General features: G+C 65.0%; 22 protein-coding genes. 7 read left to right on the forward strand and 15 right to left on the reverse strand.

Features of this window, described 5'->3' with window-relative positions:
• Positions 1-2 precede the first annotated feature (2 nt).
• A complete protein-coding gene (locus G513_RS22360) occupies positions 3-743 on the reverse strand; it encodes a DUF4197 domain-containing protein (RefSeq protein ID WP_022976633.1) in 741 nt (246 codons plus the stop codon).
• 240 nt (positions 744-983) lie between these two features.
• On the opposite strand from G513_RS22360, the gene typA reads away from it, so the two are divergent.
• The 3 genes from typA to G513_RS0109655 all read left to right on the forward strand — a co-directional run bounded on the left by typA (position 984) and on the right by G513_RS0109655 (position 4,577).
• The gene (gene typA, locus G513_RS0109645) at positions 984-2,831 is read left to right on the forward strand and encodes a translational GTPase TypA (RefSeq protein ID WP_022976634.1); all 1,848 of its coding nucleotides are present in this window, start codon (positions 984-986) and stop codon (positions 2,829-2,831) included.
• Between the two features lie 215 nt (positions 2,832-3,046).
• On the forward strand, positions 3,047-3,583 hold the full coding sequence (locus tag G513_RS0109650) for an SRPBCC family protein (RefSeq protein WP_028475352.1): 537 nt from the start codon (positions 3,047-3,049) through the stop codon (positions 3,581-3,583).
• Positions 3,584-3,608: 25 nt separating this feature from the next.
• Positions 3,609-4,577, forward strand: coding sequence for a YVTN family beta-propeller repeat protein (locus G513_RS0109655; protein WP_022976636.1), 969 nt, complete (start codon positions 3,609-3,611; stop codon positions 4,575-4,577).
• Positions 4,578-4,589: 12 nt separating this feature from the next.
• Here G513_RS0109655 and G513_RS0109660 read toward each other — a convergent pair whose 3' ends face one another.
• Genes G513_RS0109660 through G513_RS0109670 form a run of 3 tightly spaced genes read right to left on the reverse strand, consistent with a single transcriptional unit; the run spans position 4,590 to position 7,719 of the window.
• Positions 4,590-5,603, reverse strand: a complete 1,014-nt coding sequence (locus G513_RS0109660; RefSeq protein ID WP_022976637.1) for a fumarylacetoacetate hydrolase family protein — start codon at positions 5,601-5,603, stop codon at positions 4,590-4,592.
• Between the two features lie 44 nt (positions 5,604-5,647).
• The gene (locus G513_RS0109665) at positions 5,648-7,012 is read right to left on the reverse strand and encodes a sensor histidine kinase (RefSeq protein WP_022976638.1); all 1,365 of its coding nucleotides are present in this window, start codon (positions 7,010-7,012) and stop codon (positions 5,648-5,650) included.
• Entirely contained in the window at positions 7,009-7,719 is a 711-nt protein-coding gene (locus tag G513_RS0109670) for a response regulator transcription factor (RefSeq protein ID WP_022976639.1), read from the reverse strand. Before G513_RS0109670 ends, G513_RS0109665 begins: the two co-directional genes overlap by 4 nt.
• A gap of 196 nt (positions 7,720-7,915) precedes the next feature.
• On the opposite strand from G513_RS0109670, the gene G513_RS0109675 reads away from it, so the two are divergent.
• Positions 7,916-8,461, forward strand: coding sequence for a Spy/CpxP family protein refolding chaperone (locus G513_RS0109675; RefSeq protein ID WP_022976640.1), 546 nt, complete (start codon positions 7,916-7,918; stop codon positions 8,459-8,461).
• An 81-nt stretch (positions 8,462-8,542) separates the two neighbouring features.
• Here the strand turns inward: G513_RS0109675 and G513_RS0109680 are convergent, their stop codons facing one another.
• From G513_RS0109680 to phhA, 4 genes are all read right to left on the reverse strand, one after another.
• The gene (locus G513_RS0109680; protein ID WP_022976641.1) at positions 8,543-9,673 is read right to left on the reverse strand and encodes a homogentisate 1,2-dioxygenase; all 1,131 of its coding nucleotides are present in this window, start codon (positions 9,671-9,673) and stop codon (positions 8,543-8,545) included.
• Positions 9,673-10,389 carry a DUF72 domain-containing protein gene (locus G513_RS0109685; protein ID WP_033417595.1) on the reverse strand — a complete coding sequence of 239 codons (717 nt, stop codon included), beginning with the start codon at positions 10,387-10,389 and terminating at the stop codon, positions 9,673-9,675. The genes G513_RS0109680 and G513_RS0109685 overlap by 1 nt, the downstream gene beginning before the upstream one ends.
• 66 nt (positions 10,390-10,455) lie before the next feature.
• A complete protein-coding gene (hppD, locus tag G513_RS0109690; protein ID WP_028475354.1) occupies positions 10,456-11,526 on the reverse strand; it encodes a 4-hydroxyphenylpyruvate dioxygenase in 1,071 nt (356 codons plus the stop codon).
• A gap of 12 nt (positions 11,527-11,538) precedes the next feature.
• Positions 11,539-12,333: a phenylalanine 4-monooxygenase gene (gene phhA / locus G513_RS0109695; RefSeq protein ID WP_156891568.1), complete on the reverse strand. Its 795-nt coding sequence runs from the start codon at positions 12,331-12,333 to the stop codon at positions 11,539-11,541.
• 148 nt (positions 12,334-12,481) lie between these two features.
• Between phhA and G513_RS0109700 the strand changes: the two genes are divergently transcribed.
• A complete protein-coding gene (locus G513_RS0109700) occupies positions 12,482-12,952 on the forward strand; it encodes an Lrp/AsnC family transcriptional regulator (protein WP_022976645.1) in 471 nt (156 codons plus the stop codon).
• A 12-nt stretch (positions 12,953-12,964) separates the two neighbouring features.
• Here G513_RS0109700 and pip read toward each other — a convergent pair whose 3' ends face one another.
• Positions 12,965-13,909, reverse strand: a complete 945-nt coding sequence (pip, locus tag G513_RS0109705; RefSeq protein WP_022976646.1) for a prolyl aminopeptidase — start codon at positions 13,907-13,909, stop codon at positions 12,965-12,967.
• Between the two features lie 52 nt (positions 13,910-13,961).
• Positions 13,962-14,414, reverse strand: a complete 453-nt coding sequence (locus G513_RS0109710; protein ID WP_022976647.1) for a hypothetical protein — start codon at positions 14,412-14,414, stop codon at positions 13,962-13,964.
• Positions 14,415-14,577: 163 nt separating this feature from the next.
• Here G513_RS0109710 and G513_RS22365 point away from each other — a divergent pair, with 163 nt between their 5' ends.
• Positions 14,578-16,254, forward strand: a complete 1,677-nt coding sequence (locus G513_RS22365; protein WP_022976648.1) for a lytic transglycosylase domain-containing protein — start codon at positions 14,578-14,580, stop codon at positions 16,252-16,254.
• A gap of 37 nt (positions 16,255-16,291) precedes the next feature.
• Positions 16,292-16,642 (forward strand): hypothetical protein, encoded by a 351-nt coding sequence (locus tag G513_RS22370; RefSeq protein WP_022976649.1) that lies wholly within the window; start codon positions 16,292-16,294, stop codon positions 16,640-16,642.
• A gap of 43 nt (positions 16,643-16,685) precedes the next feature.
• Here G513_RS22370 and G513_RS22375 read toward each other — a convergent pair whose 3' ends face one another.
• From G513_RS22375 to G513_RS0109745, 5 genes are read right to left on the reverse strand one after another with little or no spacing between them, the layout of a single operon-like run.
• A complete protein-coding gene (locus G513_RS22375; RefSeq protein WP_022976650.1) occupies positions 16,686-17,195 on the reverse strand; it encodes a DUF2062 domain-containing protein in 510 nt (169 codons plus the stop codon).
• Positions 17,192-17,554: a DUF1475 family protein gene (locus G513_RS0109730; protein ID WP_022976651.1), complete on the reverse strand. Its 363-nt coding sequence runs from the start codon at positions 17,552-17,554 to the stop codon at positions 17,192-17,194. Before G513_RS0109730 ends, G513_RS22375 begins: the two co-directional genes overlap by 4 nt.
• Positions 17,555-17,561: 7 nt before the next feature.
• A complete protein-coding gene (locus tag G513_RS22380; RefSeq protein WP_022976652.1) occupies positions 17,562-18,851 on the reverse strand; it encodes an SAM-dependent methyltransferase in 1,290 nt (429 codons plus the stop codon).
• 58 nt (positions 18,852-18,909) lie between these two features.
• Entirely contained in the window at positions 18,910-19,680 is a 771-nt protein-coding gene (locus tag G513_RS0109740) for a DUF1365 domain-containing protein (protein WP_022976653.1), read from the reverse strand.
• Positions 19,677-20,954, reverse strand: coding sequence for an NAD(P)/FAD-dependent oxidoreductase (locus tag G513_RS0109745; RefSeq protein ID WP_022976654.1), 1,278 nt, complete (start codon positions 20,952-20,954; stop codon positions 19,677-19,679). The genes G513_RS0109740 and G513_RS0109745 overlap by 4 nt, the downstream gene beginning before the upstream one ends.
• Positions 20,955-20,972 lie beyond the last annotated feature (18 nt).

Here is a 20,972-nt window from a genome sequence, read left to right on the forward strand (position 1 = left end):
CCTCAACCGCTTTTCGCGAACACCCTCTTCAAAAGCTCGGTACTGCGCGCCGCAGGGTTTTCGCGGATAGCCTTTTCCTCGTCGGCCACTCTCAGGAACAGGCTGTTCAAGGCGCGATCGGTGACCCAGCTATCGAAGTCCGGCGCGCCCAGCGTGGTCGCCAAGGGACCGGCACTGGCCAGCACCGCCTTGTACTGCTGGGCGAGCCCGGCCTTGGCAGTGATGCCGGCGACGATCGGCCGGAACTTCGCCTGCAGGCTGGTGCTGGTGGCCTGACGGAAGAAGCTCGTCGCTGCATCCGGCGGGCCATCGAGAATCGCCCGCACGTCCTTCAGGCTCAATTGCCGGATGGCACCGGAAAACACTTCGGCGGCGACCGGTACCGCCGCTTCCGCCGCGCGGTTCATCGACAGATGCAGCTCGTCCAGCCGTGGCCCGGCGCCGAAACTGCGCAGCAGTGGATCGGCCTTGGTCAGCGCCTTCGGCAGCGGGATGCGGAAGCGCGTGTTCTGCCAGAAGCCGTCGCTGCGGCCGAGCTGGGTGATCGCGTTGTTCGCGCCCTGGGCCAGCACCTCCTTCAAGGCAGCGCCGATGTCGCCATCGCTGACGCCGGCATTGGCGCGGCGGGTGGCGTCGTAGGCTTTCTGCGCGAAATCGCCGAATGGCCCTGCGCTCGAGGGCGCGGCCGTTGCCAGCATGGCGGCGAGAGCGATCAGCAGCGGACGAGTGGATGGCGAGTACATCGGATGACTCCGGGAGCGGGGAACAGCGGACGGCGCGAGCCTAGACGATCGCCCGAGACAACGCGTGTACCGGCGTCGAAGCGACCGCCCGACCGTCAATCCGGCACGATTTTCGCGAAGGCGCATGCGCTTTCATGGGGACCTGCGTACAATTCGCGATCTTTTTCTTGCTGCGCCGCAGCAAGTAGCTGCAACAGCCCCCAGCAGTCAATTGGGGGCGTTAATTCGGAAAGCCTGCCTGTGAGCCTCGAGAATCTCCGCAACATCGCCATCATCGCCCACGTCGATCATGGCAAGACCACCCTCGTCGACAAGCTTCTGCGCCAGTCGCAGACCTTGGACGCCCGTGAAAACCTCGGCGAGCGAGTCATGGACTCGAACGATCTCGAACGCGAGCGTGGCATCACCATCCTGTCGAAGAACACGGCGATCCGCTGGCTCGACAAGCGCACCAACATCGAATACCGCATCAACATCGTCGACACCCCCGGGCATGCCGACTTCGGCGGCGAAGTGGAGCGCGTGTTGTCGATGGTCGACTGCGTCTGCCTGCTCGTCGACGCCGCTGACGGCCCGATGCCGCAGACCCGCTTCGTGACCCAGAAAGCCTTCGGCATGGGTCTGAACCCGATCGTCGTGGTCAACAAGATCGACCGTCCGGGTGCCCGCGCCCATTGGGTGATCGACCAGATCTTCGACCTGTTCGACCGTCTCGGCGCCACCGACAAGCAGCTCGATTTCCCGATCGTCTACGCATCGGCCCTGCACGGTTACGCCGGCGACAACCCGGACATCCGCGAAGGCGACATGGACCCGATGTTCCAGACCATCGTCGACCAGGTGTCGCCGCCGAAGGTCAACTCGGAAGGTCCGTTCCAGATGCAGGTGACCTCGCTCGCGTACTCCTCGTACGTCGGCGTCATCGGCACCGGCCGCATTACCCGCGGCAAGGTCAAGCCGAACCAGCAGGTGTCGATCGTCGGCCGTGACGGCGCCGTGCGTACCGGCAAGGTGCTGCAGGTGCTCGGCTTCATGGGCCTCGACAAGATCGAAGTGCCGGAAGCGGAAGCGGGCGACATCGTCGCCATCACCGGCATTGCCGATCTCGGCATTTCCGAGACCATCTGCGACTTGAAGAACCCGGAACAGATGGCCACCTTGCTGGTCGACGAACCGACCATGAGCATGATGTTCGAGGTCAACAAGTCGCCGTTCGCGGGCAAGGAAGGCAAGTTCGTCACCTCGCGCCAGATCGGCGATCGTCTGCAACGCGAGCTGAAGACCAACGTTGCGCTGCGCGTCGAACAGGGCTCCGCCGGTGACCAGTTCAAGGTCTCGGGCCGCGGCCTGTTGCACCTCGGCATCCTGCTGGAAACCATGCGCCGCGAAGGCTACGAAATCGCCGTCGCCCGTCCGCAGGTCATCCTCAAGGAAGTCGACGGCGTGATCTGCGAGCCGTACGAAACGCTGGTGGCCGACGTCGAAGAAGCCAACCAGGGCGGCGCCATTCAGGGCCTCGCCGAACGTGGCGGCAAGATGACCAACATGGTTCCGGACGGCAAGGGTCGTGTTCGTCTCGAGTACACGATTCCGTCGCGTGGCCTGATCGGCTTCCAGACCGAATTCATGTCGATGACCTCGGGCACCGGCCTGCTGTTCCACAACTTCGACCACTTCGGGCCGCAGTCGGACAACGGCGATATCGGCCAGCGTCGCAACGGCGTGCTGATCTCCAACGAAATGGGCAAGACCGCGCCGTACGCGCTGTTCAATCTGCAGGAACGCGGCCGCATGATGGTCGACTCGGCCGTCGACGTGTACGAGGGCCAGATCGTCGGCATTCACTCGCGTGACAACGATCTCGTGGTCAACGTGCTGAAGGGCAAGAAGCTCACCAACATGCGCGCCTCGGGCTCGGATGAGAACGTGCTGCTGACGCCGCCGGTGAAGCATTCGCTGGAACAGGCGCTGGAGTTCATCAACGAGGACGAACTTGTCGAACTGACGCCGAACTCGATCCGCATCCGCAAGAAGTTCCTCAAGGAACACGAGCGCAAGCGCGGCCGCAGCGAGTCGGCTGTCGCCTGATCGGCGCGCTGAAACGCTGAGTAGCAAACCGAACGCCGACGAAAGTCGGCGTTCTTGTTTCCGGCACCAGAAAGCCGATTGGAAGCCGGGAACTTGCCGGACAGATTGCCGTCCGAACCCGGTGTACGCTGGCGTGCCGGTGCTTCATCGAGAACGCGATGACGCCGATCAACAGCATTCGAAATCGACCGTTCGCCACTCTTGGAGGAGTTGCCGTGCTGAAAGCCTGGACCCCGCTGTTCGTTGCCTGCGCGCTGCTGCCCGGCGCTGTGCTGGCTCATGGCCCGTCACGGCTGAAGGTCGTCGAATCGGTGGAGATTGCCGCGCCGGTCGACAAGGTCTGGGCCCGTCTGTCGAAGTTCGACGATGCCTCGTGGATTCCGGCCGTCGCCAAGACCGACGCCAAGGGCGGCAACGAAGTCGGCGCCACCCGCACCGTGACCCTGAAAGCCGAAGGCAGCCCGACCATCGAGGAAGAACTGGTCAAGTACAACGCCGAAGGCAAGTCGCTGAGCTACAAGATCACCAAGGTCGATCCCAAGGTGCTGCCGGTCAACAACTACGCATCGACGATCACCGTCAGCGGCGATGCCACCAAGAGCACCGTCGAATGGAAAGCCGGCTTCTACCGCGGCTACCCGAACAACGATCCGCCGCCGGAACTGAACGACGACGCCTCGCAGGCGGCCGTCACCAAGCTGTATGAAACCACGCTGGCCGAGCTGAAGAAGTCGCTGGAAGGCGGCAAGTAATCCAGCGAGCTGACATGGGCCGCTGATGTTCGAAGGCCGCCAACGGACGCCGCGACGAGCCAGGCTGCTCGTCGCGGCGTTGCTGTTTTCGGGCTCGGTGAAAGCGCATGAGCTGGCCTTCGTGCCGGCCCAGGTGGCCAACCGGGTCAGCGTCATCGACCTGACGACGATGCAGCGGCTCGCCGATATTCCGGTCGACGGCAAGCCGGCCGGCGTCGCGGTGGCCCAGCAGGCCGGCCGCGCCTACGTCAGCAGCCCGGAAGGCAAGTTCGTCACCATCATCGATACCGCGAGCCGCGCAGTGGTTGGCCGCATCGACGTCGGCGGCGGCCCGCTCGGCATCGTCGTTCCGCCTTCCGGTGCGCCGGTCTATGTCGCCGACTGGTACCAGCACCGCGTCTACGCGATCGATCCGATCCGCCGCGTCGTCACCGGCTTTGTCCAGGTCGGCCAGTCGCCGTCCGGCCTGGCGGTCAGCCGCGATGGCCGGACCTTGCTCAGTGCCGATCGCGATGACGATCAGGTATCGATCATCGACACCGCCAGCTTCACCGTGCGCGCGACGATCAAGGTCGGCGCCCGGCCGTTCGGCGTTACCTTGTCTGCCGACGGCAGCCGCGCCTACAGCGCCAACGTCGGCAGCAATGACGTGACGGTGATCGACGTGCCGAATGCCAAGGCGATCGCCACCGTCGCGGTCGGCGAACGTCCTTACGCCGTGGCGCTCGCCAACGGCCGTGCCTTCGTCAGCAACCAGTACGCGGCCACGGTCAGCGTGTTCGACACCGGCAGCTTCGCCAGGCTTGCGACCATCGAGGTCGGCGACTACCCCGAAGGCATCGAAGCCTCGGCCGATGGCCGCAGCGTCCAGGTCGTCAACTGGGAATCGAACAGCGTGCAGCGCATCGATACGGTGACGCTGAAGATCACCGCGAGCGTCGAGACAGCCGATGGCCCGCGCGGTTTCGGCAACTTCATCTGGGCGGCGCCCTGAGCAGCTGACCGCTCAGGGATAAGGCTGCACCACCTGCTCGATCGCGCCGAAGATCGAGACACCGTCGTCGTCGAGCATCTCGATGCGGATGGCGTCGCCGTGCTGCAGGTACGGCGTCGTCGCCTGACCTGTGAGCAGGGTTTCGACGGTGCGCTGTTCGACCAGACAGGCGTAGCCCACGCCGCCCTCGGCGACCGGTTTGCCGGGTCCGCCGTCTTCGCCCTTGTTCGAGACCGTGCCGCTGCCGATGATCGAGCCGGCCACCAGCGGGCGGGTCTTGGCGACGTGGCTGATCAGCTGCGGGAAGCCGAACACCATGTCCTGTCCGGCATTCGGCGCGCCGAGCTTCTGGCCGTTGACGGCGGTCAGCAGCCGGCGATGCAGGCGCTCGCCATCCCAGGCGGCACCGAGTTCGTCGGGCGTCACCGCGCAGGGGCTGAAGCTGCTCGAGGGCTTGGACTGGAAGAAGCCGAAGTTCTTCGCCAGCTCCTCCGGGATCAGATTGCGCAGCGAGACATCGTTGGCCAGCATCACCAGACGGATCGCGCTGGCCGCCGCTTCCGGCGAGGCGCCCATCATCACGTCGCCGGTGATCACCGCGACTTCGCCTTCGAGGTCCAGGCCCCAGTCGGCATTGGCCAGCGGGATCGCGGCGCAGGGCGCGAGGAAGCTGTCCGAGCCGCCCTGGTAGATCAGCGGATCGGTCCAGAAACTGGCCGGCAGCTCGGCGCCGCGGGCGCGACGCACCAGTTCGACATGGTTGATGTAGGCCGAACCGTCCGCCCACTGATAGGCGCGCGGCAGCGGCGACAGGCAGTCGCAGGGATCGAAGCTCAGGGTGCCGGCGATGCCGCCTTCGTTGAGCTTGTCCGACAGCAGCTGCAGATCGGGGGCAATGGCCTCCCAGTCGTCGAGCGCCTGCTGCAGGGTTCGGGTCTGCGGCACCGGTGCTGCGTGGCGCAGGTCACGGCTGACGACGACCAGCCGGCCATCACGGCTGCCATCACGCAAGGTGGCGAGTTTCATCGGGTTTTCCGCCGTGGTCGGCGGTCCTTTGGAGGGCGATGACCCTATTCTAGACCGCCGCTCAACGCGGCCGGCAGGCTCAGACTTACCCTCAGGCCGCCACCCTCGGCATTGGCCGCGGACAAGCTGCCGCCATGCGCGCGGGCAATGCGTTCGACGATGGCCAGACCCAGCCCGTGGCCCTCCGCGCGCGCGGCATTGGCGCCCCGGAAGAACGGCCGGAACAGCTTGCCGAGATCGCTTTCGGGCACGCCGGGGCCGTGGTCGCGAATCTCGATCACGGTCTGCGGCGTCGGCCCATCCTCGCCGCGCAGGCTGAGCAGGATCTGGCCGCCGTCGGCACTGAACTTCACGGCGTTCGACAGCAGATTGTCGACGGCCCGTTCGAGCAGGCCGTGATTGCCGCTGACCGGCAGCGAATCCGTCACCTGCAGCGCGATGCCGATCTGCCGGGTGTCAGCCTCGATGCGGAAGGCGCTGGCCCGGGCCTGCAGCAGCGCGGCCAGATCGACCTGTTCCAGGGTCATGCCGGGCAGGTCCGCTTCCATTCGCGACAGCGCCAGCGCTTCGCCGATGATCCGGTCCAGCCGGGTGATCTCGGCCTCGGCTCGGGTGAAGTGGCTGGCGGCGGCTTCGGGCGTGCTGCGGCTGGCGAGATCGAGCAGCAGATGCAGGCGGGCCAGCGGCGAGCGCAGTTCGTGGGAAACGTCCTGCAGCACGCCGCGTTCGTGCGCGATCAGCGCTTCGATGCGCGCGGCCATGCGATCGAAATCGGCGGCGAGGCGGCCGAGTTCATCGTCGCGCCCGCTCCACGGCGCGCCGACCCGGGTCGCCAGATCGCCGGCGGTCATGCGTCGCGTGGCGTCGGCAATCGCCGCGACCGGCCGGGCGATGCTGCGCGCCACCCACCAGCCGAGCGCGCCGATCACCAGCATCGACAGCACCAGTTGCACCATCAGCAGATGCTCGATGCGCGGCGGTGGCGCGCGCGGGCCGCGGACGGCGATCAGGCGCCGTTCGATGCTGTCGCTGCCGATCACCTTCTCGGCGACGATCAGCACTTCCGGCCGCGGCCGCAGCACCACCGAGTCCTCGCTCAGCAAACGGTCGAGCGCGCGGCGCGCGATCGGCGGCGTCGGACGATGCAGCAGATTGCGATCGCCTTCGTACAGGCTGGCTTCGATGCCGTCGAGCTGCCGACGCTCGCGCCATTCATCGAGCCCCTGCACGCCCTTGCGGATGTAGACGCGGTTGGCGGCTTCGGCCATCGCCGTCCAGTCCGGCTCGCCGCGATAGGCGTTGCGCGCGAAGCGCTCGGTGACGAACACGCTGACCACCAGGGTGGCGATGTTGGCGGCGACGAACCACAACAGCAGCCGCGCGTACAGGTTCGGGGTTGGCAGTTTCATGTCGAGCCAGGCGCCGCCGTCTTGCCGACGATCAGCTGATAGCCAAGGCCGCGCACGGCATCGATGCCTGGCGCGTCGGTTGCCGCGTCAGCGAGCTTGCGGCGCAGGCGGCTGATGTGGACATCGACAGCGCGATCGAAACGTTCGATCTCGCGGCCCAGGCCTTCGCGGGTCAGCACCGCCTTGTCGACCACCTGGCCGGGCCGCGTTGCCAGGGCCATCAGCAGCGAGAACTCGGCGCCGGTCAGCTCCAGCGGCTGGCCGTGCAGCAAGGCGGTGCGGGTCAGCGTTTCGATGCGCAGGCTGCCGAGTTCCAGGGTGTCGGCCGCCGCGGTGGCCGGAGCGCGCAGCCGAGCGCGAACCCGGGCCAGCAGTTCGCGCGGCAGGCAGGGCTTGGCGAGATAGTCATCGGCACCGAGTTCGAGGCCGATGACCCGATCCACCGGTTCGCCGCGCGCCGACAGCATGATCACCGGCAGCGGGTGCTTGCGGCGCAGTTCGCGCAGGGTCTCCAGGCCGTCAAGGCCGGGCATCATCACGTCGAGGATCAGCAGATCCGGCCGCGTGCCAGCGGCGCTGAGCCGGGCCAGCGCGGCGGCACCGTCGTGCACGGTTTCGACACTGTAGGACTCGTGGCGCAGATAGTCGGCCAGCAGTTCGGCCAGCGCGCGGTCATCGTCGACGATCAGGATGTGAGCAGCGGTCATGGCGGTACTGTCTGGCCCATACCGCCGGCGCGCAAGCGAAGACCTCGTTCTTTTGCCGGCCTTTACCGATCTTAACGAGCACGCAACGTTTCGCCATGGCCATCAGGCGTTCAATGCTCGGGCAGCCCAAACCGGAATCAAGGCCATCACGGCCTCCCCCAAGCAACAACATCCCAGCAACACAGGAGCACCCAAGATGAATCTCAAGACCCATCTCACTTCGAAGAAAACCGCGCTCGCCGCTGCGCTGTGCGCCGGCCTGATGATCGCCGCGCCGCAGTTCGCCAACGCCCAGCCGCCGGCTCCGGATGCCGCAGCGGGTGCCGATCGCCCGGATCGCCCGCCGCACGAGAAAGGCCGTGACGGTGGTCCACGTCATGGCGGCGGACCGTTCATGCACGAGCTGAAGTCACTGGATCTCAGCGACGCCCAGCGCAGCAGCGTCCGTGACGCGATCAAGGCCCAGTGGCAGTCGGCTCGTGACGAGCGCCAGGCAGCGCGTCAGCTGCATCGCAACGTCGAGATCGCGGCGCCGGACAGCCCCGGCTACAGCGGCCTGGTCAACCAGCTCGCCGACGCCGAGGCCAACGAAGCGCGTGATCGCGTGCAGAAGCAGGCGGCGCTGAAGTCGCAGGTCTTCGCGATGCTGACGCCGGCGCAGAAGACCGCGCTGACCGAGAAGCTGAAGAACCTGCCGGAACCGCCGGCCCGCCCGGAGAAAACCGGCTTCCGCGGTCGCTGAAGCTTGCTGCTGAAAAAAAGCCCCCGGCAGCGATGCCGGGGGCTTTTTCGTGGGCGACCTGGCGGTGTGTCAGCGGGAGCGTCAGCTCTGGTGCCAGCTCTGGTGATAACCGGCCCACTCGACGACCGTCGCCGCATCGGCGACCTCCAGAGCCTCGCGGGCATCGATCATCACCGCGTACTCGTCGGTCATCGGTTTCGGCTGCACGTGCATCCGGCTCAGCGCCTTCGGATGCGGGCCGTGGGTAAAGCCGGCCGGATGCAGGGTGACCATGCCGGGATGGATGTGATCGCGGCTGAAGAAGTCGCCCGAGTGATAGAAGATCACTTCATCGAAATCATCGTTCGAATGGAAGAACGGCACCTTGATCGCGCCGGGATCAGTCTCGAACGGGCGCGGCGCAAACGTGCAGACCACGAAGCCGGGCGCGACAAACGTGGTATGCGCGCTCGGCGGCAAGTGATAGCGATGCGAGCTGAGCGGCCGAAGGTCGCGAACGTTGATCCGCACCGGATGCAGCGTACCGTGCCAGCCCAGCGCGTCGAGCGGGTTGTAGGGATAGGTGACCGTCGACAGCAGATTGCGGCGCTTGATCACCACGCGACTATCGCCGACGCGCGCAGCCTGCGCCTTGAACGCCTCGTCGATGCGCGGCAGATCGAGCATCGCCGGATCGAAGATCGCCTGCTCGCCGACCAGACCCTTGTCCGGCAGCTGGTAGCTGCCATTGCTGGCTTCGATCAGCAGCAGCTGCAGGGCCTCGAGCACGTCAAGGCGCCACATGGTGCCGCGCGGCAGCAGCACGTAATCACCGGCTTCGATCGTCAGATGGCCGTAGTCGCAATACAGCTCGCCACGCCCGGCGTGGACGAACAGCAGCTCGTCGCCATCGGCATTGCGCGCCAGATGATCCATGTTCGCGGCAAGCCGCCAGAAACGCAGCCGGCAATGTGCGTTATGCAGCAGCGTGGTGGCCGCCCAAGGGCTAGCGCCATCGGCCTGCAGTTGCATGCAATCGAAAGCACGCGGTCGCAGCGGACCTTCCCAGCTGGTCCAGCCGGTCGGTGGACGCGGGTGGATCATCTGCGTCGCCGGGCCGAAGAAGCCGTCCTTGCCGATCTCGCGCTCGACCGTGCCGGGCGGCAGATCGGCATGCGCCTGGCGCGAGGCCAGGCCTTCGATGTGCGGAATGTGTATCCACTTGCGGCTCATCACTCTTTCTCCGCTGCCTGACGCATCAGGATTTGCGCATAGTCCGGCGCGGTGGGCTCGTGCATGAAGTAGACACTGATGTCGCGCCAACTGGTTGCGGCGAGCTTCTTCGCCCAGCGCTGCAGATCGGCTTCGGAATAATGTTCAAGGCGCAGGCGCAGATAGCCCCAGGGCGCGGTCTCGACCAGCGGCGGCGGCGTATTGTCTTCCCGCTCCGACAACACCAGCGCGGCCTGCACGCTTTCCAGCGCCGCGTACGTCTCATCGCAGAACCAGCTGTCGTTGCGGAACTCGAACGCCGCGCGGTGATCCTTCGGCAGCAAGCTCAGGAATTCCTTCAGAAGCGGCAGGTCCTTCTTCAGATAAGGCGGCAGCTGGAAGAGCACGGCGCCGCGCTTGGTCTGGAGTGAGGCCAGCCTTTCATAGAGCACCGCCAGCGGCTCGGCCGCCAGTGCAGCCTTGAGCTTGGCCTTGTGCGTGATCTCGGCAGGCGCCTTGATCGCGAAGCGGAATGTCTTCGGCGTGACCTCCAGCCACTTCTCCAGACTCGCGGTCTTCGGCATGCCGTAGAAGCTGCTGTTGATCTCGACCGTCGGCAAGCGCTCGCCGTAGAACTGCAGCATCGCGTCGGCCTTGATCTTCTCTGGATAGAAACTGCCCTTCCATTCCTTGAAGGAAAAACCACTCGCCCCGGCTCGGATCTTCTGCGCTTTCATGGTCGCCATCTCGATTGGCTGCCGTTCAGGAGTTGTGGTTTACCAGAGCCGTTTCCGTGATCACGCTCAGGCCGCTTCGCTCTTCAGCACGCCGCGCCGGACCTGATCTTCCTCGATCGACTCGAACAGCGCCTTGAAGTTGCCTTCGCCGAAGCCTTCGTTGCCCTTGCGCTGAATGATCTCGAAGAAGATCGGGCCGATCACCGTCGAGGTGAAGATCTGCAGCAGGATGCCCTCAACGGGCGCGCCATCGATGAGGATTTTCAGCTTCTGCAGCCGCGCCAGACTCTCGCCGTGGTTCGGCACCCGGGCATCGGTCTTGTCGTAGTAGGCGTCCGGCGTATCCATGAACACGACACCGCGCGTGCGCAGCGCTTCGACGGTCGAGTAGATGTCGTCGGTGGCCAACGCCAGATGCTGGATGCCTTCGCCGCGGTAGTCGCGGATGAATTCGGCGATCTGCGATTTCTCGTCGGCACTTTCGTTGATCGGAATCCGCAGCTTGCCGCAGGGGCTGGTCATCGCCCGCGACACCAGGCCGGTCAGCTTGCCTTCGATGTCGAAGTAGCGGATCTCGCGGAAGTTGGCAATGCGGGTATAGAAGCTTGACCAGACGTCCATGTTGCCCTTGGCCACGTTGTGGGTCAGATGGTCGAGCGTGGTCAAGCCGACGCCTTTCGGCTGCTGATCGGCGCCGGCAATGGGGACGAAATCGACGTCGTAGATCGAGCGCTCGCCGTAGCGGTCAACAAAATAAAGAACGCTGTTGCCGATGCCGTAGACCGCCGGCAGGTTCAGCTCCATGTAACCCGGCTTGGTATCGAACGGCACCGCACCCTGGGCGACGGCATGGCGGAACGCGGCGGGCGCGTCCTTCACCCGCCAGCCCATCGCGCAGGCGCTGGGGCCGTGGGCAATCGCGAACTGCGCAAAGTGCGTGTACGGCGTGCCGTTGACCAGGAAGTGGATGTCGCCCTGCTTGAACAGGGTCACATCCTTCGAGCGATGCCGCGCCACGGCGGTGAAGCCGAGCAGCTCGAACAGCGTATGCAACTGAGCGACGCCGGCCGGCGTCGGCGCGGTGAATTCGACGAATTCGAAGCCGTCGGTCTGCAGCGGGTTGGTCTGATCGTTCATCGGTATCTCCATTCAGGCCGCCAGCGATTTCGGCGGGAACAGCGGCGCATGCAGGCCGAGACGGCGGGCATCGGCCACGGCGGCCAGCAGATCGGCCTGGCTCAGCTCGTGCAGCTGGCGAAACGAGTCAAGCACGTAGTACAGCGGCTGCAGCACGTCGATGCGGTAGGGCGTGCGCAGCACCTCGATCAGCGAGAACGGGCGGTGCAGTGGCGCGGGCCCCAGCGCATAGGCGGTTTCGCCGGGCGAGGACAGGATGCCGCCGCCGTAGATGCTGAGCGAATCATCTGGCCTGCGAAGCAGGCCGAACTCGACGGTAAACCAGTAAAGCCGTGCCAGAAACGCGCGGTCTTCCTTGCTTGCCGCCAGCCCGATTTCGCCATAGCGCTGAGTGAACGCAGCGAACCAGGGATTGGTCAGCAGCGGCGTGTGGCCGAACAGCTCGTGAAAGATGTCCGGTTCCTGGAGATAGTCCAGATGCTCGCGGCGGCGGATGAAGGTGGCGGCTGGGAAGCGCTTGGCGGCCAGCAGCGCGAAGAACTCCGAGAACGGGATCAGCGCCGGCACCGCCGCCACTTCCCAGCCGGTCTCGCGCTGCAGCCGGCCCGATACTTCCGACAACTGCGGCACGCGGTGCTGCGGCAGTTTCAGCAGCTCCAGACCGTGCAGGAACTCCGGGCAGGCGCAATCGGCGATCGCGGCCTGCTGGCGCGCATACAACTCGGACCAGATCGCGTGCTCGGCCTTCGAGTAGGCCACGACGCCGCGCGCGTCAGGCGCACGCGAAACGTAAAGGGATTCGGGCAGCGAACGCTGAGCCATGACGGCCTCCGGGAGGCGTGATGCAAGGCACTCAGCGTAGCGCGCTTGCCGCGGCGTTTTACTGCGAAGTCATGCGTGTGCGTTAGGATTCACGCATCGATTCACCACGAATCATCTGAATGACGGGGAAATCATGCGCGCCGAGCTGGACCGTACCGATCTCCGGATGCTCGACGAGCTGCAGCGCAACGGCCGTATCGCCGTCGTCGAGCTGGCTGACAAGGTCGCGCTGTCGCCAACCGCCTGCCAGCGACGGCTGAAGAAGCTGGAGGACGCCGGCGTCATCGGCCGCTACACCGCCGTGCTCAACCCGGCGGCGCTCGGTCTCGGCATCGAGGCTTTCGTCCGGGTCGCGATCGAGCGGCAATCGAAGGACGCGACGCAGGCTTTCGAAGCGGCGATCCGCGCCCGGCCGGAAGTGCGCGCCTGCTACGTGATGACCGGCGATCTCGACTTCCTGCTGCACGTGCAGGTAGCCGATCTCGCCGCCTTCGCCGAGTTCTCGATGCGGGTGCTGATCGGCCTGCCCGGCGTCAAGGACGTGCGCTCGTCGCTGGTGCTGGAAGCGATCAAGCGCGACGAGGGTCTGGCCCTCGTCGCTTGAACTACCCCTGAACTACATCCGCGCGAAACGATCCGCCGCATCGATAAGCCGAGAAAGCGTGCCGTTCTCGCTGGCCGCATGGCCGGCATCGGCGACCACCTGCAGATCGGCTTCCGGCCAGGCGCGGTGCAGGTCCCAGGCGGATTTCATCGGGCAGACCACGTCGTAGCGGCCCTGGACGATGACGCCGGGGATGTTCTTAAGCTTCGCCGCGTCGTCCAGCAACTGATTCGGGCGCAGGAAGCCGCCGTTGACGAAGTAGTGGCATTCGATGCGGGCAAAGGCTTCGGCGAAATCGTCGCCGCCGTAGCGGGCGACCATGTCGGTGCTCGGGATCAGCTTCGAGGTCGCGCCTTCCCAGATGCTCCAGCTGCGCGCAGCATCGCGGCGCACTTCCGGGTTTTCGCTGGTCAGGCGGCGGTGATAGGCGCTGACCAGATCGCCGCGTTCGGAAACCGGGATCGGCGCGATGTAATGCTCCCAGGCATCCGGATAGATCCAGTTGCAGCCTTCCTGGTAGAACCAGCTGATCTCCTCCGGGCGGATCAGGAAGATGCCGCGCAGGATCAGGCCGAGCGTCCGCTGTGGATGGGTTTCGCCGTAGGCCAGCGCCAACGTCGAGCCCCAGGAGCCGCCGAACACCACCCAGGCGTCGATGCCGAGTGTCTCGCGGATGGTTTCCATGTCGGCCACCAGATCCCAGGTGGTGTTCTCGCGCAGTTCGGCATACGGCTTGGAACGACCGCAGCCGCGCTGATCGAACAACACGATGCGGTAGCGCTTGGGATCGAAGAACTGGCGGTGCCAGGCTTCGCAACCACCGCCCGGACCACCATGGACGAACACCACCGCCTTGCCATCGGGGTTGCCGCTTTCCTCGACATAGATCTCGTGCAGCTCCGAAACCTTCAGGCGGTGCGTGCGGTACGGCTCGATCGGCGGATAAGGCTGGGCCATGGCTGCAGGGAGGGGATCAGGGTGGGGACGGCAATTAGCTTAACCGAGCCACTCAGGTCATCGACTTCAGAAAGCCCCAGAGCAGCACCGCGAAGCCGCCGATCTCGGCCAGCGCCAGCAGCCACATGAAGCCGTGGATCGCGAAACCGGGCAGCGTTCCATTGCCCAGCCGATGCGGATTGCGCAGCTGGTTGTCGGTATCGCGCAGGATGCCGTGCAGCACGTAGGTGGCGATTGCCAGCGCGAAGAACAGCAGCGGTGCGGCGACGGCGAGCAAGGTGCCGGTTGCGGACAGCGGCGAATACGGCACGAACTCGCGGATCAGCATGGCCGAGAACGCGTACATCAGTGCCGCGCGGTGAGCGATGTCGACATAGACCGGCGCGGTGGCTTCGGCGCTTGTGGCGATGCAGCGGTACTTCCACCAGCCGGTCAGCAGGCCGGTCATGAAGAAGCTGCCGGCGGCGAGCAGGCACAGGGTTTCGGCGGTGACGGCGGTGGACATCGAGCGACTCCGGAGTAAGGTGCATGAACCTGCCGGCGGCCTTCTGCGGTCGCTTCGGCGGAACGGTCTTTGCACATTCATTGTCGCCTGATCGGGCGCTGCTATAGCATCTGCGGAAGCCACCGCTTTTGAAGTTCCCAAGCCGTCTCGAGCACCGAACGCAATGTCGAAAAATTCCCTGATCCTGGTGCTGCTCGCCAGCTTCGCCGCGCCACTGGCCGCAAGCGATGCGCCGGGCGCCGCCGCTGCGGCCATCGTCGCTCCCGCTGCCGCCCCGGTGGTGATCGAGGATCCGAATTTCCCGACGCCGAGCCTGATCAAGCCAAGGGTCGAGTTCTGGAAGCAGGTGTTCGCCGAGTGGTCCGAGCACAACAGCGCGCTGCACACCAAGGACGATGTCTCGAAGGTGTTCACGGTGCTCGATTTCCGCGCTGATGCCGCGGTGCTGTCGCCGAATGAGCTGGCTGCCAAGAAGAGCCGCGAGGAGAAGGCCGCCCGCGCCGAACTCGAACAGAACCTGCTGGGTCTGCAGGCGCGCATCGACGGCGGCGAAGTGATCAACCCGGATCTGCTGCCGGCCGATCAGGCCAAGATCGTTGCGCTGTTCGGCAACGATCAGAACCCGAAGCGCTACGAAAAGGCCGCCGAGGATCTGCGCTTCCAGCGCGGCCTGCGCGAGCGCACCCAGCACGCGCTGGAAATCTCCGGCCGCTATCTGCCGGAGATGGAACGCATCTTCGCCGGCTACGGCCTGCCGACCCGGCTCACCCGCTTGCCGCTGGTCGAATCCAGCTTCAATGTCGATGCCTACTCGAAGGCCGCCGCCGCCGGGCTCTGGCAGTTCATTCCGTCATCGGCGCGCATCTACATGCGCCTGAACAACGTCGTCGACGATCGCCGCGACCCGTGGACCTCCACCGACGCCGCTGCCCGCCATCTGCGTGACGACTACGACGCGCTCGGCAGCTGGCCGCTGGCGCTGACCGCCTACAACCATGGCCGCGGCGGCATCGCCAAGGGTCTGCGCGAAGTCAACGGCACGACCCTGACCGACCTGATCGAGCACTACCAGGCCAAGTCCTTCGGCTTCGCGTCGTCGAACTTCTACTCGGAGTTCATCGCCGCCAGCGAGATCGAACGCGACTACCGCAGCCACTACGGCGAACTGCAGCGCGAACCGCTGCTGCGCTTCGACACCGTGCGCACCCACGACTACGTGCGCTACGACACGCTGCGCAAGCTGGCCGGCGCCGATGACGAAGAGTTCCAGCGCCTCAACCCGGCGTTCCGTCCGGAAGTGGTCAACGGCCGCCTGCGCGTGCCGCCGGACCATGAGATTCGCGTGCCGAGCGGTGCCGGCCAGCGCTTCGACATCGCCTACGCGACCCTGACCCCGGACCAGCGCCACGACAGCCAGATCCGTCTCTACTCGACTCACATCGTCGGCCGCGGCGATTCGCTGGGCAAGATCGCCAAGCGCTACGGCGTATCGAGCAAGGACATCCTGGTCGCCAACAACCTCGGCAACGGCAGCAAGCTGCGCAAGGGCCAGAACCTGCAGATTCCGACCGGTGACGACAAGCTGATGGTGGCGGTGATCGACACCAAGCCGGCGGCGCAGACCGCGGCGCGTCCGGTCAAGGTCAAGGCGGAAGCGTCGAGCGTGTCGGTGGCCAAGGTCGTTGCCCAGCACGGCACCCATCGGGTGCGTTCCGGCCAGACCCTGGGCGCGATCGCCAAGCGTTACCGGACGTCGATCGGCGCTCTGCAGGAGTTGAACGGCTTCGGCGACACCGACGTGCTGCGGGTCGGTGCAACGATCAAGGTGCCGCGCGGCTGAGGCGGCTTGGCTAAATAAGTTAGCGATGGCCTGAAGAATGACTCCAACTCAGGCCGATCTTCGCAAGCTCATCGTGTGCTCTCTGCAGCTTCTTGCATCAACAGAAGCCGCCTTTGAGTATCAACGTCAAGTGCCAATCGCCGACGTTTCGGCGGAGCTGTTCTGCCAATGGTTTGATGACGCTTACCTTCCCGACAGCGAAGTCTTCCAAGGTGCTTTTTCTCAGGAAGAGCTCGATGCTCTGGCTGCGTTCAATAGCGTTTTTGAAGCGACAGCGAGAGAAATAGGCGAGCGATTACAGTCGCTAGAGCAGTTACTAGCTCTGCCAGCTTGGCAGTCTGTGCAAAAAGGGGCCCAGGAAGCGCTCGAAAACTTGGGCTGCGAATGACCCCAGGGAACACGCCGTACGAAGTTAGAGCTGGCCACTCAACTTAGGCGATCGGCACCACGCGGCTGCGCCGCGCCAGCCGGCGCAGTGCTGGCCGCAAGCCGAAGTACAAGGCGACGATCGCCAGCGGCGCGGCGACCATCCAGGCCGCGACACCGCCGAGCGCCACCAGCCCGAATTCGGCGATGAACTCCATCGGCCCGGCCTGAAAGCGGGCCATCATTTCGGGAATCGACAGCGTCACATGCGGCGCTCCGAACCATTCGCCGGCCCGGTAGAACGGCAGCAGCAGCACGAACTGCAGCGGATAGCAGAGGTAGTTCACCAGCTGGATGATCGGCTGGTTCAGGCGCAGGCCCCAGGCGACCAGGCCGCAGAGCACGGTGGTCGAACCGAGGATCGGGAACACCGCGATCACGGCGCCGAGCGCGGCGGTCAACGCGATCTTTTCCGGGGTGATGCCTTGCCGAAGCTGGGCCAGCACCGGCCCGAGGATTTTTCGACGCCAGAACGATTGAACCGGTGCGACGACGACGGCGGCTGGATCGCTCACCGAGTGGCCGGCTTGCGGCGCAGCAGGAAGTCTTCGATGGTCGCGTTCGGCGGCAGCCTGGCCAGGGTGATCAGCGCATAGACCGCCATCGCCATGTTGCCGGTCAGCAAAACCGCAACCAGCCACAGCACCCGCGCCAGCCACGAGGTTTCCTTGTAGGCGATCCACAGCCAGAACCACAGGAAGGCGTAGAAGGTGTCGAACAGCGTCGCCACAAACCAGGCGTTGTAGTTCGCGGCCGGATTGGCGATCAGGTCATTGATCGCCGGCACGATGCTGACGTGGCCGGTGGCCCAGATCGACGCGCCAACGAGGGAGGCGAACGCGAGGACCGCAAACAGGCCCAGTCCGAACTTCATCAAAACCTCAGCTTGGTTTGGTCAGCGTGATGTGCATCAAGTCGATCGAGCCGGTGCGGAAACCGCATTCGCAGTAGCTCAGGTAATAGCGCCACATGCGCAGGAAGCGCTCGTCGAACTGCTTGACGATCTGTTCCCGCACGCCGAGCACGTTGCGATGCCAGGCGGCGAGCGTATCAGCGTAATCCTTGGCGTAGAACCGCGCGTCGCTGGCCACCAGGCCGGCTTGCTTCGACAGCGTTTCAAATAGCGTCGGCGGGCACAGCATGCCGCCCGGGAAGATGTACTTCTGGATGAAATCGCGCTTCGAACGATAGTGGTCGAAGATCGCCGGGTTGATCGTAATGCCCTGGATCGCCGCGATGCCGCCCGGCTTCAGCGCCTTGCCGATCGCCTGGAAATAGCCCGGCCAGTATTCCTCGCCCACCGCTTCGTACATCTCGATCGACACCACGCGGTCGTAGGTTTCGGTGACGTCGCGATAGTCGCGGATCTCGAAGCTGACTCGGTCCGACACGCCGGCGTTCTCGGCCCGGATCTTCGCTTCGGCGTACTGCTCGTTGGACAGGGTGATCGAGTGCACCCGGCAACCGGAGTGCGTCGCCGCATAGATCGCGAAGCCGCCCCAGCCGGAGCCGATCTCGAGCAGCGTGTGCTCGGGACGCAGTTCCAGGCGTTCGTACATCAGCCGGAACTTGTTGATCTGCGCATCCATCAGCGTTTCGTTCGGCTGGATGTACATGCCGGAGGAATACGCCATCGTTTCGTCGAGCCACATCTTGTAGAACTCGTTGCCGAGATCGTAGTGGTACTCGATGTTCTTCTTCGCGGTGCGCTTGGTGTTGGCTTTCAGCTTGTGCTTGACCATGCCGAAGAAGCGGCCGATCCAGTTCATCTCGAACGGGCCCTTGTAGTGCGGCTCGTTCAGGTACATGACCATCAGCAGGCGGGTGAGGTCCGGCGTGTCCCAGCAGTCGTCCAGATAGGCGTCGCCGATACCGACTTCACCGCCGGTCAGCAGGTGGCGCATCAGCCGCTCGTTCTTGATCTGCCAGAGGCCGTGCGGGCCTGGTTCTCGTCCTTCAAAGCGGCGGGTGCTGCCGTTGGGCAGGACGATGTCCAAGGTGCCGACCTTCACGCCGGACATCATGTACATCAGGATCTTCAGGCCCCAGCTCAGGCCGCGATTGTCGCCACGAGTCGCGAAGTCAGCAGGCAGGTCGGGCGAGAAGCCGTCCCGGCTCATGATCTGCTTCAGATTTTCGTGGCGATCGTGGTTGCTGTCGTTGTTGTTCATGGCGGCGGCTAGGGTGTCCAGATGATGCCTGACGAGCCTGATCAAGAAGAACTCGATATCAGCTCATTTCACGTTCCGGTGGCGCCGGCTTGCCGTGGAAGCGGCCGCCGCGCAACCAGATCTTCAAGGCTTCCCAATGAATGCCGGCGACCACCTTGAAGGTCATCAGCGGCATTTTCAGCACCTGCCTGACGATGGCGCGATCGGTGAGCAGTACCCGCTCGCCGGCCAGCGTTGCGTCAAGAATCGGCACCCCGTCCCGCGTCTCGTGGATCACTACCCGCAGGCGCTCGCCGGGATCGTCGAGCGTGAAGCGGTAGCGGCCCACGAGGTCGAAGAACGGCGACACGTGGAAGCACTTGTCCTTCTCATGCAGGTGGTCATACGGCATCGGCTGGCCGTCGGATGCGAGCAGATAGCAGTGCTTTTCACCGAAGGTGTTGCGCACCTCGGCGATCACCGCCCGCAGGGAACCGTCGCGGTGTTCGCAGTACCACATCGAGATCGGATTGAAGGCGAAACCGAACAGCCGCGGGAAGGCCAGCAGACGAATCCGACCGCCGTCCAGCGTGATGTCGGCAGATTGCAGCATTGTTTCTACCCAGCTTCTCAGCGCACCCGGCTGGCCGCTGCCGTGATCGCGATCGTGGATCGCCAGCACGTTGAAGCGGTTGCGCGAGAACAGCCGCAGCGGCGCCACGGCTTCGTCGATCCGATCGATATCCCAGACGACGTAGAAAACCTGGTAGACGAAGCGATACAGCGGCGCAATCAGCCGGCGGTGCATCACCCGGCTGGGGTACAACGCGGCCGGCGGGCTCGGGATCAAAGCGCGGTCCAGCTCGGCAGACAGCTCGCATCGATGCCCTGCACTGCACGCAAGCCGGACTTCAGGCCGTCCTCGTGGAAGCCGTAACCGGTCCAGGCACCAGCCCACCACAGGCCGCCGCGGCCCTGGATCGCCGGCAGCTTCGCGTGGGTCAGCTTGCTGGCCGCGGTGTAGTGCGGGTGGTGGTAGACGATGTCGTAGATGATCTTGGCAGCCGCCACCGGCCGCTGCGGATTCAGCGTGACGATGTAGTTCACCGGCCCCGGGATGTGCTGCAGCAGATTCATCCAGTAGCTGCCGGAAATGCGCTGGTCGTGAATCTCCGAGACCGGATGGGTGTAATTCCAGCTCGCCCAGGCAGCGCGACGCTTGGGCAGGAAGCTGTCGTCGCTGTGCAGCACCACTCTCGATTCGCTGTACGGAATGCCGGCCAGCACTTCGCGTTCGGCGTCGCTTGCGTCGCCGATCAGGCGCAGCGCCTGATCGGAATGAGTGGCGCAGACCACGCGATCGAAACGCTGCTCGCCGCCCGGCAGTTGCAGCAGCACACCGTCGTCCGGCGCGCGTCGAATGCCGAGCACCGGCGTGTTCAGGCTCAGGGCGCCCTGGTAGCGGGCCATCAGCCGCTTCACATAGGTGTCGCTGCCGCCGATGACCGAATGCCAGGTGGGCTGCTGGGTCGCGGTGAACAGGCTGTGGCTGTCGAAGAAGCGCATGAAGTCATCGGCCGGATACTCGGCGGCGGCCTTCGGCGAGCAGCTCCAGATCATGCCGGCCATCGGCAGCAGATAGTCGCGGCGCAGCGCCTGCGAAAAGCCCTGATCGTCAAGGAACTGGCCCAGTGAACCGCTCGGCAGGGTGCCGGCTTTCAGCAGCGCATTGCACTGCTTGTTGAGCTTGAGAATCTCCAGCAGCATGCGGATGTGGCCGGGCTTGAACAGGTTGGTCCACTGCGCGAACACGGTCCACATGTGGTCGCTGCCCTTCCATTCGTAGCGGCCATCGCCGATCGATACCGCGAAGGACATGCTGGTCGGCCGGGTGGCCACTTCCAGCTCCTGGAACAGCGCCGTCAGGTTCGGATAGTTGATGCCGTTGTAGACGATCCAGCCGGTGTCCACCGCGCCCGGCCCCTGCGGCGTGTTGATGGCGATGGTGTTGGTATGGCCGCCGATGCGGCCGTCCTGCTCGAGCAGCGTGACCTCGTGCTTGCGCGCAAGGAAATAGGCAGCAGACAGGCCCGAGATGCCGGAGCCGATGACAGCGATTTTCATGGGAGAAGCAGGGGTCCG

Source organism: Nevskia ramosa DSM 11499, from assembly GCF_000420645.1.
Lineage (GTDB): Bacteria > Pseudomonadota > Gammaproteobacteria > Nevskiales > Nevskiaceae > Nevskia > Nevskia ramosa.

Excerpts from the sequence above, each read along its gene's own strand:
- G513_RS0109655 (WP_022976636.1), top strand. The coding sequence starts at position 3,609 with ATGTTCGAAGGCCGCCAACGGACGCCGCGACGAGCCAGGCTGCTCGTC.
- G513_RS0109680 (WP_022976641.1), bottom strand. The coding sequence starts at position 9,673 with ATGAGCCGCAAGTGGATACACATTCCGCACATCGAAGGCCTGGCCTCG.
- G513_RS22360 (WP_022976633.1), bottom strand. The coding sequence starts at position 743 with ATGTACTCGCCATCCACTCGTCCGCTGCTGATCGCTCTCGCCGCCATG.
- G513_RS0109665 (WP_022976638.1), bottom strand. The coding sequence starts at position 7,012 with ATGAAACTGCCAACCCCGAACCTGTACGCGCGGCTGCTGTTGTGGTTC.
- G513_RS0109700 (WP_022976645.1), top strand. The coding sequence starts at position 12,482 with ATGCGCGCCGAGCTGGACCGTACCGATCTCCGGATGCTCGACGAGCTG.
- G513_RS22370 (WP_022976649.1), top strand. The coding sequence starts at position 16,292 with ATGACTCCAACTCAGGCCGATCTTCGCAAGCTCATCGTGTGCTCTCTG.
- G513_RS0109675 (WP_022976640.1), top strand. The coding sequence starts at position 7,916 with ATGAATCTCAAGACCCATCTCACTTCGAAGAAAACCGCGCTCGCCGCT.
- G513_RS0109670 (WP_022976639.1), bottom strand. The coding sequence starts at position 7,719 with ATGACCGCTGCTCACATCCTGATCGTCGACGATGACCGCGCGCTGGCC.
- G513_RS22365 (WP_022976648.1), top strand. The coding sequence starts at position 14,578 with ATGTCGAAAAATTCCCTGATCCTGGTGCTGCTCGCCAGCTTCGCCGCG.
- G513_RS0109660 (WP_022976637.1), bottom strand. The coding sequence starts at position 5,603 with ATGAAACTCGCCACCTTGCGTGATGGCAGCCGTGATGGCCGGCTGGTC.
- G513_RS0109685 (WP_033417595.1), bottom strand. The coding sequence starts at position 10,389 with ATGAAAGCGCAGAAGATCCGAGCCGGGGCGAGTGGTTTTTCCTTCAAG.
- G513_RS0109730 (WP_022976651.1), bottom strand. The coding sequence starts at position 17,554 with ATGAAGTTCGGACTGGGCCTGTTTGCGGTCCTCGCGTTCGCCTCCCTC.
- hppD (WP_028475354.1), bottom strand. The coding sequence starts at position 11,526 with ATGAACGATCAGACCAACCCGCTGCAGACCGACGGCTTCGAATTCGTC.
- G513_RS22380 (WP_022976652.1), bottom strand. The coding sequence starts at position 18,851 with ATGAACAACAACGACAGCAACCACGATCGCCACGAAAATCTGAAGCAG.
- pip (WP_022976646.1), bottom strand. The coding sequence starts at position 13,909 with ATGGCCCAGCCTTATCCGCCGATCGAGCCGTACCGCACGCACCGCCTG.
- G513_RS0109710 (WP_022976647.1), bottom strand. The coding sequence starts at position 14,414 with ATGTCCACCGCCGTCACCGCCGAAACCCTGTGCCTGCTCGCCGCCGGC.
- G513_RS0109745 (WP_022976654.1), bottom strand. The coding sequence starts at position 20,954 with ATGAAAATCGCTGTCATCGGCTCCGGCATCTCGGGCCTGTCTGCTGCC.